This is a genomic window from Myxococcus sp. MISCRS1, assembly GCF_026626605.1.
GTDB lineage: Bacteria > Myxococcota > Myxococcia > Myxococcales > Myxococcaceae > Myxococcus > Myxococcus fulvus.
The window spans coordinates 3,724,989-3,738,289 of the sequence record NZ_JAPNKB010000001.1; the positions used below are offsets into that span (position 1 = coordinate 3,724,989).

The 13,301-nt window shown below is 64.8% G+C and carries 10 protein-coding genes and 2 pseudogenes; 5 read left to right on the forward strand and 7 right to left on the reverse strand.

Features of this window, described 5'->3' with window-relative positions:
- Positions 1–195 precede the first annotated feature (195 nt).
- From OWM54_RS14360 to OWM54_RS14370, 3 genes are all read left to right on the forward strand, one after another.
- Positions 196–1,584: a hypothetical protein gene (locus OWM54_RS14360; RefSeq protein WP_267697859.1), complete on the forward strand. Its 1,389-nt coding sequence runs from the start codon at positions 196–198 to the stop codon at positions 1,582–1,584.
- A gap of 122 nt (positions 1,585–1,706) precedes the next feature.
- Positions 1,707–2,153: a hypothetical protein gene (locus OWM54_RS14365; protein WP_267697860.1), complete on the forward strand. Its 447-nt coding sequence runs from the start codon at positions 1,707–1,709 to the stop codon at positions 2,151–2,153.
- Between the two features lie 721 nt (positions 2,154–2,874).
- Positions 2,875–3,519 carry a hypothetical protein gene (locus OWM54_RS14370; protein WP_267697861.1) on the forward strand — a complete coding sequence of 215 codons (645 nt, stop codon included), beginning with the start codon at positions 2,875–2,877 and terminating at the stop codon, positions 3,517–3,519.
- 72 nt (positions 3,520–3,591) lie between these two features.
- Here the strand turns inward: OWM54_RS14370 and OWM54_RS14375 are convergent, their stop codons facing one another.
- A complete protein-coding gene (locus OWM54_RS14375) occupies positions 3,592–4,065 on the reverse strand; it encodes a hypothetical protein (protein WP_267697862.1) in 474 nt (157 codons plus the stop codon).
- A 38-nt stretch (positions 4,066–4,103) separates the two neighbouring features.
- Between OWM54_RS14375 and OWM54_RS14380 the strand changes: the two are divergent.
- Positions 4,104–4,382: pseudogene (locus OWM54_RS14380) on the forward strand (transposase); the annotation flags it as partial.
- On the opposite strand, the gene OWM54_RS14385 reads toward OWM54_RS14380, so the two are convergent.
- The 3 genes and pseudogenes from OWM54_RS14385 to OWM54_RS14395 form a co-directional block, all read right to left on the reverse strand.
- Positions 4,383–5,989 (reverse strand): transposase gene (locus OWM54_RS14385; protein WP_267697863.1). Its coding sequence is split into 2 segments (ribosomal slippage): positions 4,383–5,017 and positions 5,017–5,989, totalling 1,608 coding nucleotides; the frame shifts between segments, so codons are not numbered across the junction.
- 58 nt (positions 5,990–6,047) lie between these two features.
- A pseudogene (locus OWM54_RS14390) lies at positions 6,048–6,326 on the reverse strand (transposase); the annotation flags it as partial.
- A gap of 228 nt (positions 6,327–6,554) precedes the next feature.
- The gene (locus OWM54_RS14395; RefSeq protein ID WP_267697865.1) at positions 6,555–7,586 is read right to left on the reverse strand and encodes a hypothetical protein; all 1,032 of its coding nucleotides are present in this window, start codon (positions 7,584–7,586) and stop codon (positions 6,555–6,557) included.
- A gap of 807 nt (positions 7,587–8,393) precedes the next feature.
- Between OWM54_RS14395 and OWM54_RS14400 the strand changes: the two genes are divergently transcribed.
- A complete protein-coding gene (locus tag OWM54_RS14400; RefSeq protein ID WP_267697866.1) occupies positions 8,394–8,837 on the forward strand; it encodes a hypothetical protein in 444 nt (147 codons plus the stop codon).
- A gap of 896 nt (positions 8,838–9,733) precedes the next feature.
- Here the strand turns inward: OWM54_RS14400 and OWM54_RS14405 are convergent.
- The 3 genes from OWM54_RS14405 to OWM54_RS14415 form a co-directional block, all read right to left on the reverse strand.
- Positions 9,734–10,819: a hypothetical protein gene (locus tag OWM54_RS14405; RefSeq protein ID WP_267697867.1), complete on the reverse strand. Its 1,086-nt coding sequence runs from the start codon at positions 10,817–10,819 to the stop codon at positions 9,734–9,736.
- Between the two features lie 116 nt (positions 10,820–10,935).
- Complete coding sequence (locus OWM54_RS14410; RefSeq protein WP_267697868.1) at positions 10,936–11,802, reverse strand: serine/threonine-protein kinase; 867 nt, start codon at positions 11,800–11,802, stop codon at positions 10,936–10,938.
- A gap of 18 nt (positions 11,803–11,820) precedes the next feature.
- Positions 11,821–12,558 carry a hypothetical protein gene (locus OWM54_RS14415; RefSeq protein ID WP_267697869.1) on the reverse strand — a complete coding sequence of 246 codons (738 nt, stop codon included), beginning with the start codon at positions 12,556–12,558 and terminating at the stop codon, positions 11,821–11,823.
- Positions 12,559–13,301: the final 743 nt, after the last annotated feature.

The window sequence follows — 13,301 nt, forward strand, 5'->3', positions numbered from 1 at the left end:
GGGCGAGGCGGCACGGGATGGGGAGGGGGACCGGTGGGCAGTCGGGCGGACTGGCTCCGCCTCGCTGTTCCACCGGGGTTTTACCGGCGCCATCGTCAACCACTGGCCGTTCGGGTGAGGCCCCAGCGGGTTCCAAGGGCACGGGGGGTGCGAGTGCCTTGACAGGGGTGGAGGTGCGCTGCTCTCACGGAGGGCATGCTCTCCTCGCTCGTCCTCGCCGCCACGCTGGCGGCTGCTCCCGCGCCCCGTTCCGCAGCCCAGGCCCAGACGGTGGTCCACGTGCCCAAGCTGGACGCGCTGGCGGGGCTCACGGCCTTCCTGGAGCGCGCGGGGACGCACGCGGCGCTGCTCAGGCCCGCGGCGTGGCGCGCGGAGCTGCACCCGTTCCTGACCATCGACCCGACGAAGCCGGAGACGTTGACGGCGGTGGGGCTGGACCCGGCGGGGCCGGCGACGGTGTCGCTGCGCACGGATGGCCGCGTGTCGTGCATGCGGGTGTCGGACGCGAAGGTGTTCCAGGCCAAGGCGGCCGAGGCGATGACGCAGGCCGGGGGTGAGGAGGCGAAGTCGGCGACGTCGAAGGGCGTGACGACGGTGAGCACGACGCGCTCTGCGGGTGGGGCCATGGGCTATGCGCTCAAGGGCTCGGACGTCTGCGCGTACGGGGCGACGGATGAGGGCGGGGCGGCGCTCCTGAAGGAGTCGGTGAAGCTGGTGGGCAAGGCGCCCGCGGCGGATGCGCGGCTGGGGAAGGTGGCGGGGGTGGCGTTCCTGGCCACGGGTGGAGCGGTGCTGGGATTGGACGGCAACGCGACGGGGCTGAAGGTGGACGGCACGACGACGAAGCTGCCGTTGCCGCCGTTCCAGGCGAAGGCGGCGAGCCCATATGCGGCGATGAAGCCGGAGGGGCTGTTGTTCTCGCGCGTGGCGGTGGCGCCGGCGGGGGTTTCGCAGGCGGTGGGCTCGCTCAGGGCGAACATCCAGGCGCTGTGCGCGTCGTGTCCGAGGGAGCAGGTGCAGGCGACGACGGACGCGGTGGCGAAGCAGCTGACGGGCAACATGTTGGTGAGCATGAGCAACGTGCAGGTGCGCGGCTCGCTGCGTGCGCCGGAGGCGCGCTTCTTCGCGGTGAAGCAGGCGCTGGCGGCGGAGGTGAAGGACGCGGCGGCGATGAAGAATGCGCTGGCGCCGCTGGGGAAGTTGCCGGGGGCGAAGGCGCTGGAGGATGGCTGGGCGCTGACGGTGAAGGGCGGCACGGTGCAGGTGCGGCAGAAGGGCAAGCACCTGGTGGTGGGCAACGACGACGCGGTGACGCAGGCGACGATGGCGGCGCTGCCGGAGACGACGGCGAAGCTGGAGCGGGCGGCGGACTTCTCACTGGACCCCAAGCTGCTCGCGCGCGGACTGTCCCAGGTGTCGCTGGCGGACGTGCTCTCGGACGAGAACCTCGCGGCGATGTTCGCGGTGAGCTCCGAGCTGGGGCCGCTGCTCGCGCGCAGCGAGCGAATCACGGGCTGGCTGGACAGCGCTCCGGGTGGCGCGCACCGGTTCTTCTTCGACTGGACGTTGCCGGAGTCGAAGTAGGGAGCACGGGGCGCTAACGCGCCTCCCCCGGAAGGTCGCGCCGTTCCCGGGTGACACACTTTCCCGAACCCACGCCTATCCTCTCCTCGCTGTCCCCACACCCGAGACACCCAGGAGAGCCCATGATTGGCACGACACATCCCCGATGGACGGCGAAGCGCGCGGCGCTCGCGACGCTGGTGCTGGCCCCCATGGCGGCTGGCGCCGTGAGCCAGAAGCTGCGCTACCGCTTCGACACCGTCACCACGCCCGTCACCACCGTCACGGACGACAGCGGCAAGGGCCACACCGGCACGGTGCAGACGAACAATGGCGCCACGGTGACGGCGGTGACGGGCTTCGAGGGTCTCGGCGTGAGGTTCCCCGCCGTCTGTGATGGCACAGGCTGCCCGCTGGCGAACATCACCACCCCCGACGCGACCGACCTGAACCCCGGCACGGCGCTCTTCACCTTCGGCGCCCGCGTCCGCCTCACGCTCGCCGAGCTACTTGAAGGGCCCTACCAACTGGTAGGGCCCTTTTTGTTTAACAAGGGCCTCGCGATGATATCGCGGGGCCTTCGTGCTTAAGCCCCTGAATCGCAAGGGATTTTGGCTCGCGGTGCTGCAGAGGGCGTTCTCGGCGCTCGGCTCCGCAGAGCGAGATGCCCTCTCCTCTCCGCCGCCAACTGGGCCCTCTGAAGCGCTCTTTCGCCCGATTTGGGGAGAGAGCGGCCGAGAGTGGTTAACAGTTTTGTTAACCACCGCGGGCGCCCGATTCTGACAATCCCTGGCTTTCGATGTCGTACCTTCCAGGGTTGCGCCCTTTCCCTCTTTCAGAAGGCCAAAAAAGGCCACCTGTTAACCAAGGGAGCGAAAAAGGGCTTTCCGTTACTCGGTATTCTCGACTTCGCCGCGCGGCGCAGACTCTCCGAGAAACCTCTCGGCGTGTCTCGGCCACGCCCCCGGCACGGCCCTCTGCCGCGCCTCGCTGCCCTTGCCCGCGCACCGTGGTGGCTCCGGCTGGCCACGGAAGGGCGGCCCGGGGATGCACCCGCGTTCGCCCGCTCCTGTCCTGAGCCACCCCAAAGGCCCGCGCAGCAGCCCGCCGCGACTGCCCCACGACGGGCCCGCTGGGGCGCGGCTGCGCTTCCGCCCGCGAGGAACTGCGCGTGAACGAGCATCAGCGGTTCGGGCGGGCTCGGCCCGCGCAGGGGCTCGTCCAGTGCTGGAAGCGAACGCGCAACAGTATACGTTCGCAAATCCACCCTGCGGCATCCTTTGACCCGCCCAATCAGACTGAGGACCTACGATGAACCTCACTGCACCAGCCACCATCACGCCGGCCATTCTTTCCTTTTCAAAGGAACTCACTGGCAGGAACACCCAACCAGTCTACGTGCCCATTATCCCCGCGGTGAACGCCAAGGGACTCGACTGCTACGTCAACGCAAAGAACGTGGCGGAGCAGTGTGGCGGGCAAGTTGTCTACGGTTGGCGGATATGGGAGTGGCCGGGGATTCTCCTGGAAGCCCAGGCGCATGCGGTCGTGCAGAAGCCTGATGGCACATTCGTGGATGTCACCCCTCCGCATGACGGAAGCACCCAAGACCTCTTCGTGCCCGACCCGCGAAACGTCTACAACGGCAAGCGAATCCTCACGCGACAGAAGGCCCTGGCCGCAAGCCGAACCGTTGACAAGTACATCGAGGCAGTCGCAGTAGTGGGTAAGCTTGAGGCCGCGAACTACGTCGACAACGGCGACGATGAGGCTGGGGTCTACCTCGATGAGCGAGCAGAGAGAGAGCATCACAAGCTCACGAAGAAACGCATCGAGGCACAGATGCGTCTGGAGGGATTCAGCCAGCGCCGGCCTGCTCATGTACCTGAGACCGGCCGATGCACTTGTGGAAGCGGAGACAAGGTCGAGGACTGCCACGGTCCCCGGCCGTTGTAACTGCGTAGGACAATGTTAGGCAGAGGGGGGGCGCGACAAGGCCCCCCCGCGAGCCAACGCTGGCAACCCGCGCTAGTCCTCCACGTGAACGACCTGCCCGCGCTGAATGAAGAAGTACTTCGTGTTGATGACCTTCCCACCGAAGGCATTCTTTCCCCGGAAGGAACTCTTCACAACCCAGTAGCCATCGCGGGCAACAGGAGCCGACGACGAGACATGCTCGTAGCTGTCCGGGTCATTCATCACCTGCCTGAGGTACTGCTTCACCTCCAACACGGAGCCGTCCCAGGCTGAGTTCACAGGCTTCGGCCCGCGCAGCTCCACCATCAGCTTCTGGGCCTCGCGCTGGAGCTGGAGTTTCTCCAATCCCGGCTGGATGCGCTTCCGCTGCTGAGCGGCCTGGCCCGACAGGGTGCTCCACTCCTTCGACTTGGCGACCTCGAGTCCCTCGAATGCCTTCAGGGTGGCGTCAGCCGCGTTCAGCTCCGTCTCCGCCTCTTCCCATTGCTTCGCCTTGGCATGGGTCAATGTGGGCTTGATCCGCATCAGTGGACACCACGGAAGAGGCAGATACGGTGTCCGCCATGAAGGAAGAGAAGAAGCCGAGACGGCCCCGACGTAGCTACACGGAGGAGTTCAAGGCCGGAGCGGTGAGGCTGGTGCTGGAGGAAGGCAAGACGACGTCACAGGTGGCAAGGGACCTGGACCTGACGCTGTCGGCATTGCGGATGTGGGTGGACCAGGCGCGAGCCGACAAAGGCCAGGGCAAGCCTGGGGCGCTGACGAGTGCGGAGCGGCAGGAGCTCACGAAGCTGCGCAAACAGGTGCGCGAGCTGGAGATGGAGCGGACGCTGCTAAAAAAACTACGCCGGCAAATATGGCCTGAGCCCATCCTCGATGTCTCGGAGGTAGCCATCCGGGTTGACACGAAAGCGTCGGCCCATGATGCGAGGAGCGCGCCGCTGTTCGAGCTGGGCGCGCAGCCGCTGCCAGTCATTGATGTCTTCAGGGGCCAACTGGGGGCCGTCAATCTCAGGGAGTAGCAGGGCCGAGGCGATGGCTGGCAACCTTACCGCTCCGCGCACGACAAGGCCCGCGCTGCCGCGCACCCGGCCCGAGGAGCGCCGCTCGTGGTAGCGGCAAGTGCCGAAGAGGTGTTCCAAGTCATTGTCGGTGCGGGGCAGGTCCGGCGCGTCGTAGCAGTGGAAGAGCCCCTTCCAGTATCGACGCGTCTCCAGGAGAAAGTGGGCAAGGGCCTGACGCAGCACTCCACGGTGATGTCGGCCTGTCCACCGCACGAGGGCCGCCAACAAGGCCGCGAGTCTGCGTCGTACGCCACCCGCGTCCAGACCAGGCTCATTGCGGAGGATGGTCGCGGTGCGCTCTATCCATTGATAGGCCCGCGCCAATCCACGCCACATGTTGGCAGTAGCCTTCAATGCCTTTCGCAAGACTGTATGCAAGCGGCTCAACTCCGGCGGGCAGGCCCCCCTTTTGACACTCGCTCCAGGCTCTTCTCGATGGCGCCCAGACGTCGACGCAGCAGTAGTCCGGAGGGCTTGAGTGGTGGGCGATGGTCGTCGGTGAGCGCGCTCCTGACGGCAGCCGCGTAGGCGCGTGTTGTTCGAGCGCCAACGTCCTGGCGACCTTCCACCACTCGCTCTACCTTTCTCACCTCGCGGACCTGCTTCTTCAACTCCTTCTTCGCGTGCCGGTCCATCTCATAGAGGGGGCGAGCCGCCTCACGCAGATAGTGGAAATGGCAGAGCTGGTGAGGAACCTGGGGCAGCGCGTGGGCGAGAGCGTTGCGGATGCTCCTCTGCCCATCGGACACCACACCAACGATGGGAATTGGCCCCAGCACGCGTTCGACTTCATCGAGGAGTGGCACAAGTTCCTGCTCGCTCCCGGACAGCAGGGGACGAGCCAACAACACCTGGCCCGATAGGCATTCGCGTACCACCCAGAGCACCTCGTGTCCCACGTCTGGAGCGAGCCCATCAATGGCGAGCACAGCACGCCCCTGTCGTTGGAGGGTCTCTCTCAACCGCCCGGAGTCGAGCAGTTTGAGACTGACGAGTTCATCGTACCGGTCGAGAAGGTTGGTGCAGGTGCGCTCCGAAATGCCGACGGCCATCTGGCGCAACAAGGCGTGGATTTCCGGCACGCTGCGGTGCTCCCGGTAGCGCTGCGCCCCGATGAAGGCCAGGACGTCCAGGCCGAACTCATGCTCGGGCAGCGCCCAGTATCCCTCTGTCTCGGCCCGAAAGGAGACTCCCTCCAGCAGACAGCCCTCGCGATGACACACCCGCACCTGCACGGAGAGTCCAACGCAGCCAGAAAGCGTCGTCACACAGCGCCGCGAGCGCCAGTCCGCACGCGTCCTCGTGCCGCACGCCTCGCAGCGTCGGCGCTCGCTGTCGAGCCGCACCTCCCGAACTGCCACAGGGCGTTCTGTCGTCCGTGCCATGGCGCCTCTCCTCTCACTTGGAGAACACCTGGGGGGCAGGCCATATTTGCCGGCGTAGTTTTTTTAGCAGCGTCCGCTCCATCTCCAGCTCGCGCACCTGTTTGCGCAGCTTCGTGAGCTCCTGCCGCTCCGTACTCGTCAGCGCCCCAGGCTTGCCCTGGCCTTTATCGGCCCGCGCCTGGTCCACCCACATCCTCAAGGCCGACAGCGTCAGGTCCAGGTCCCTTGCCACCTGAGACGTCGTCTTGCCCTCCTCCAGCACCAGCCTCACCGCCCCGGCCTTGAACTCCTCCGTGTAGCTACGCCGGGGCCGTCTCGGCTTCTTCTCTTCCTTCATGGCGGACACCGTATCTGCCTCTTCCTTGGTGTCCACTGAGACGGATCAAGCCCACTCACCACCACAGGCAGCAAGCGCGCACTGTGAACACGCCATGCACGGGCCCCGCGAGGTATGCCCGCCCAAGCATGGCAGCTTTTCCACCGTGCCACAGATGGCATCCAGGACTCATGGTCCGGCAGCGGCGGATGGATGTCTGCACCATGCTTGGGCGGGGAGTTCGCCGGGCTAGTTGTCGTCGCCCTCTTCTCCCATGAGAGGAGCGCGCACGCCGGGCAGCTTTCGCTGAAGGCTCTTCCGTACTCGTTCCAGACGACGGCTATCCCACCCGTTCTCCCTGGCAGCCTCCGTCTCGGAAGCCCCATTGAGGCGAGCAAGCAGCAGCGTGCCGGTCTCCCCGTCCAAATTCACCTTGGCGACGCCATCCAACGTTTCGAAGCGAGAGAGCTGCTGGACGTTCCGCGGATCACCACCTTGTCGCTCCAAATGGAGCACGGGGTCCTCGCTCCAGTCCTTGTGGTGGAAGACGTAGCCTCCCTTGCGCCCCCCAGTGATATCGAGCGCCCTCTCACGCCGGCGCAGCTTGGACACCGTGCCCCTGAGATAGGCAATGGGGTCGCTAGCGTTCGGCCAGTTCGACTTAATGAGGGCCACCGCAACAAGATGAGCATCTCTCGGGTTGAGGAGCAGCGTCTTCGTCGTGAACTGCTGCACCAGGGCCACTTCCGGTCCGCGTAGGGAATACTCCACGAAGGCGCAGCGAGCGATGACCTCCCAGTTCTCGTGCCGCGTCAACTCGACGAGGTTCCACACCCAATCAGGGATGTTGCGCGCAGCACGCGCCACTCCCTCGAGCACGGGCGAGAGGTCGAGAAGGGCCGGGGCGATGGAGAACTTCCATTGATGCTCCGCCTCCTCCAGAACAGGCTGCGCCCACACGACGACTGCCCTACGCACGGCCTCAACGACGATAGGTGCGGCCCTGCGGGCCAGCTCCGCCACGCCCATCAGGAAGGGGTACACCTCCATCACGAGGGGAGAGAGGACCTCTTTCAGCGCGGCCTCGTAATCGGCTCCCCCGTTGTCGAGCCACAGAGGGCTCGGCACGCCGCTCGCCAGAGAAGCCCCATGGGCGTCAACCACCGCAGGCCTTTCGGGCGTGGCATCCAGGACCAGCTCCTGTGCTGTGGTGGGGGCCTCCGATTTGATGCAGTCGGACGAGCTCGGCTGAGGGTCCACGGGAGAATCGTTCGTACTCATGATTCGCATTCCATGGCGTCAATTCGGTTGAGGACGGCAGGCGGAGCTGACACCGCGGAATCTCGCGCCCTACAAGTTAGGGCACGAGCTGCGGGGCACTTCGGGACATGCTCCCCAAAAAAAGTTGAGGTGGGACTCCGGTGAGGGAGCCCGACGAGCGGCCACGCTACTCCAGGGCCTCGGAGCGGCCTGGCGCAGCCCCGCCTCAAGGAAGAGTGGGCCGAAGTATGACATTGACCACCATGCCGCTCTCGTGAGGCCAGCACCGTCAATGCAGGTCTGCTGCGCCATGCGCAACCAATGAAGGGATGCCGACACCGCGCTCGCGCCAAGCTGCGAGTCCAGTCCTCGCGAAGGTGCAGAACCATCGAAGCCGGTGGCACCGTCCATGAGCGGGTGGAATGCAGTCCCACATGACTCATCTGACTTGTGCGATGCGCCCTGCATCCTCCCCTTCTGAAGGATTGTGGACGCCCTCCTCTCTCCTGCGCGCCCGTCGGCTGGTGCACCGCAGCTTCTCGCCGGGGTCGGCGCCACGACCGACAACCCAACGTCACACACCAGCCGACACCTCAGCACCAGGGTTTCGCCGCTGAGTGCTCAACTTGTCTGGAGCCGTTGTGAGTCGTAACATCTCCGCATGGGCACATCGCCTGCCCTTGCTCATCCCACCCGCGCTGGGGGACAGGGAGGAGAAGCCGGCCATCGCGTCGGTGGCGATTCAGTACGGTTCACTTGTCCTTGGCGTGCCCTCTTCCTCGAGGCGCGCTGTGCGCGGGCCAGCAAGCATCGAGTGAGAAGACGGACATGTCGTCGTTCAAGGCTGTGGTGCGTGCGCTCATGGAGCCCACCGGATGGACGTACCAGCAGATTTGGAACGCCCTGAAGAAGCTGGGAAATCTCCCCGAGGAACTGAGCGCTGAGAAGGGATGGACCCTCGCCACCTGCCGTGCCCTGTATGCACAGCACGGGTTTGAAGATGTTGACTTCCGCGAGGCTCAAGTCGTCGAGAAGGCGATGTGCCAGGAGTGCGGGGAAGATTTCCCGTACGCGGACGCTCATCCCTACGACAGGGCGACCCGTGGAGCGGGGCGCATGGAGCCGCCGCAGTTCTGCTTCCGCTGCCGCGCAGCGAACGGCGTGCACGACTGCTACGGCGGGTGCGGCGGCCGGCAGGTGCTTGGTAGCAACCAGGACTTGATGTGCGACCAGTGCAGGGACGAGGCGCGCTACAAGATGGAGCACGACTAGGCGGGACGCCGCCCAGTTAGGCGAAACCGAAAAGACGTGCCAAGCACGCACTCCGCTGTTCCCCCCAGTGCTCATGAACGGCTGGGGTTCCTCAGCGCAAACCCGTTGGCTTGGCCATCCACCGGACGCCAGGAGGCCCACCGCAAGGGCCAGGCACGCAGCGGCCGGCGGAGCCCGTCCGGAGCGCGGCATGAAGTCCCACATGCCCCACCCCCGGCCTATGCGCCACTTCCCTGCATCCACCCTGATGAAGGACACTGGTCGCCGTCCCCAATCCGCGATACTCGGGGAAAGAGCCGCACGGAAGTTTGCGGACACTCAATCGGGCCCCGAACTTTCCGGACTTCACCTAACCCCAGGATTTCTCTCGTGTTTTCCGTCGCAGTCTCTGGAGCCTGTGCCGAGAACGAGTTCGCGCAGGCCTTCGTTCGGGGAGCTGAATAGAAGGCCCTGCCAACTGGCAGGGCCTTCTTGTTTAACACGGGCCTCGCGATGAGAATCGCGGGGCCTTCGTGCTTAAGCCCCTGAATCTCAAGGGATTCTGGCTCGCGGTGCTGAAGAGGGCGTTCTCGGCCCTCTACCCCGCAGAGCGAGATGCCCCCTCTTCTCAGCAGTCGACTGGGCTCTCTGGAGCGCTCTTTCACCCGTTTTGGGGAGAGAGAGGCCGAGAGTGGTTAACAGTTTTGTTAACCACCGCAGGCAGCCGATTCTGACAATCCCAGGCTTTCGATGTCGTACCTTCCAGGGTTACGCCATTTCCCTCTTTCAGAATGACGAATTGGGCCACCTGTTAACCGAGAGAGCGAAACGCGGCTCGCCGTTACTCGGTATTCTCGATTTCGTCGCGCGGCGCAGAACTGTTGAGCATAGGGACGCTGCCCCGGACTGGGAGCTTTTCAGAGCGTCCCCCACGCCCTCCGCAGCATTGGCCCGCGCGTCGCTTCGAGCGAGCTGAGCGCCGAGCGCACCGGGTCAAAGGCGTCAGAGAAGCTGCGGAGCCCGGGCAACACGCCGGCCCGTACAAGTTGCCGCGCCTGCCGTTCGGCAGCATCCAGCGTTCGGCGAAGGTTGGTCACTGTGGCGTCGAACGTCGCGGCGCGAACACCCCGCGCCTGATGGAGCAGACACTGTAGGTAGTGGCGGAACGCCTCCTGCTCGCCGAAGCCAACGGAGCTCGGCTGCACGCCCGAGAACAACGGCGCGGCATAGGTGCTGCCGAATGACGCTGGTGGAGCCATCGACGCGAGCACACCTCGCTGCTGCGCCATGTCAAGGAAGGCTGGCTTGTACTCGGAGAGGCTCGCCGGATCGTAGTACCATACAGCCTTCCGCTTGATGTCCTCTTCCGCGGCAAGGAAACGGTCCGGCGAGAACGCTCGCACGTTCATCCAGGTGCCCGAGGCGATCGCGTTGACAGAGGCTGCACCGAGGCACAGCAGTTCGTGGTTCGCGTAGCCGACGATGACGGTCTTCCCAAGTAGCCGAAGTCCAGCCGCCAGTTCCAACGCGTTCGCGAGCCAGATGGGATCCTGAACGATGTAGTCGCCATTCGTGTGCTCGAAGAGGAGGTACGCTCCCTCAACCTCTAGCGATTCGAACTCGGCGAGCACATCCTGGATCCCAGAACTGTTCCGAACGCCGTCAGCGCCGAGCGCGACCGTCGCGTAGAGTGGAATGCCAGCGTTCATGGTCACCGCGTGTTCGGCCGTCGCCCGAAGGGTCGCGAGCCAGTCGTCGTCAATCGTTGTCGCCATTAACCCTGGGAGAATGACGGCCGAACAGCCGAGGTCTCGGTTGAGCTGCAGCACCGCGCTCATCAGCGTCTGCATGCCTGGCCCACCGAAGAAGCCGTTGGTCTCGTAGCTGGCCGGCCAGTAGTCGTGCGCGGTGAGGCGGAAATGGTCGCTGCGTGGGACGTAGAATTGAGGGTCTACGAGGACCTGTCCACCGGGCAGGTCACGAATCTCATCCGAGAGCTTCACGAGTTGCTCTCGCTTCAGGTCTCGTGGACTCAGAATGACGGTCCCACCGCCCCACGAGCGAACGAGATGGCGGCAGTGCTCCATCATTCCGTAGCCAAATTGAAAGTGAAGGTCCATCAGACATTCCTTACGCCAGCGGGAGCGATAGCATGGGTAGAGGCGATCTCGGTCATCCACTTCAGTGCATCGGCAACGGAGCGCGGGCGCTGGTTCGGGTACTTCTGCGTGAGAGCGGCGACGAGATCGGCAAACGAGCCATCGCAATCAGCCACCAACTGCAGCCGAGGAAGCTGCTGCTGCTCGACACGCTTCAGCACTTCGAGTTGATCGCGCGCCCCAACTAAAAACGGATTGATACCCGTTGCGCACTCGTAGAGCAGGACCCCAGCAGCGAAGAGGTCCGCCCGTCCGTCGATCTCTCGCTTCCGATTTCGCATCTGCTCAGGGGGCGAGTACCCGACCGTGCCAACACCGAAGGCGAACCGAGTGGCCGTCAACGACTCAAGATCGAGGTGTCGAGCTAGGCCAAAGTCGAGCAGCCAGAAATTGCCGCTCCCGTCGACCATCATGTTCTCCGGCTTGATGTCACGATGCACAATCCGCTTGGCTTCGGCCAGCGCCAGCGTCGCGAGCAACTGCACACCGAGCCGAACGACAACAGCAAAGTCGAACGCGCCCGTGCGGAGAGGCGTGCGCAGCGTAGTGCCTTGAACGCGTTGCTCGCGCAGCCAGATGCAGCTCCCGATCGGTGTCGCGAGCTCACCGGTCTCAAATACCCGAGGCACGCGCTCGCACTCGATGAGCTGCCCTGCGAGCACCTCTCGCTCGAGGCGCTCCTCACCCGTTGCCTTCAGCAGGAGCTTCAGCACGACGTCGCCGTCGCTCGCATGCTGCGCGGCAAAGACCACCTTCTGTCCCCCTGTCGCGAGCGGCTGCAGACCAGAGAGCTGCGGAAACTGTGCAGCGATCCACGGAATATCCATGCTCAGCTCCCTCTTCCATCAGATCGCGCCCGTTTCACGGGCAATGCGCCAAGTCCATTCGTTGAAGAGCCACGAGCCGTAAGAGCGAGGCACGACGCGAATCGACGCCGCGCATACCTTCGTCACTCGGTCTTCCTCGAAGCCGAGCACTCCGACACCGAGGGACGAAGCTACGCCCATGAGACGCTCCCCGGCACGTCGACGTGGAAGCAGTGCGTGCGATTCGGAACTAAACCACGTATTCGCACTCGCCTGCTCAAGCGCTCGCTGCGTCGCAGAGACCTTCGCCTCTATGGCAATGATGCGTTCGACAGCAAAAATGCGCTCCATGCTGCGAGCCCGGCATTTTGACTTCCCAATCGACACGACGCCGGCCTCCTCAAGCCGAGTCAGCATGCCGTTGAGGCCCCGCTGAAAGAGCCTATGTAGGAACGAGAATTCCATCACGCCTTGGGTCGCCAGCAGGTGTAGAAGCCGCAGATCCATCGCGCGAAGGCGCTCGCGTTCGGCGCTCCATTCGCGAGCCAAATCGCTGCGCCAGACCACCCCAACGAGGTCGGGGAAGCCAGTATCGATCGCAGGCTCGGCGAACACGGTCAGGCGCCGGCAAGGGCGAAGCTGGATCGTGGCCGTGTTGAGGAAGGTCTCGACGAGCACCTGCTCGGGACCGGAAACGGACCCACGGAAACGCAGCCCAAGCCCGCCCTCACTCGACGAATGCCCATGCGACGAGTCGACGAGGAAGTCCGCCCACATGGACGCGCGACGTCCTCCTCCGCTACGCGGCGGGTCGAACACACTCGATGGCGTCGCCTGCGTCACGTCTCTCCCCACGCTCACTCCCTACAATAGTTAACGTGCGGCCCGCTATCGCCGTTTTTGTTGGGCATTCTGGTCCACCTTTACCCTGCATAGCCTCAGAGGTCAGAGTTCACCCAGCCTGCTCTGAGGGCAAGCTGACGGTCCCTCCAGTCACGAGAGATGCCGCCCCCCTCGCTTTCGGAAGAACTGCGTGAGCGAGTAGTCCAGCAGCGACTGGCGGGACTGCATGTACCGAGGGGCGCGGAGGAAGAGCACCAGGCGCGCTTGCCAACGCGCACCAGGGACTCCTTCCTCTTCTGGCGCGGCCTCCCATCATCTGCCCAGCCGTCGCAGCAACCCCACGTTGGCGCCAAGGCAGAAGGAGTGCAGCGCGTTCGAAGGCAGAGGCAGGCATCCTGGTCCATACCACCCAGGGGTGACTCCCTCGCGGCCGGCAGCGCCTCGACTCGCCATGGGGAGATGGCTACTGTCTCTAGGAAGGCTGCCCGCGGCGCTGCCTGGCGCCCGCTGTGGACATGGGCGCTTGGGGCGGTGCTGTCACTGACGCCGCCCGCCTTTCGGGCATAGACGAACCGAACGAACTCGTGGGCGTCATGCACGTCATGGTCAGCGAGGACTGGGGTACGAGGCGCGGCGTCATCTCACGTCGTGACGGCGGTATGGTCGTCATCGGTAAA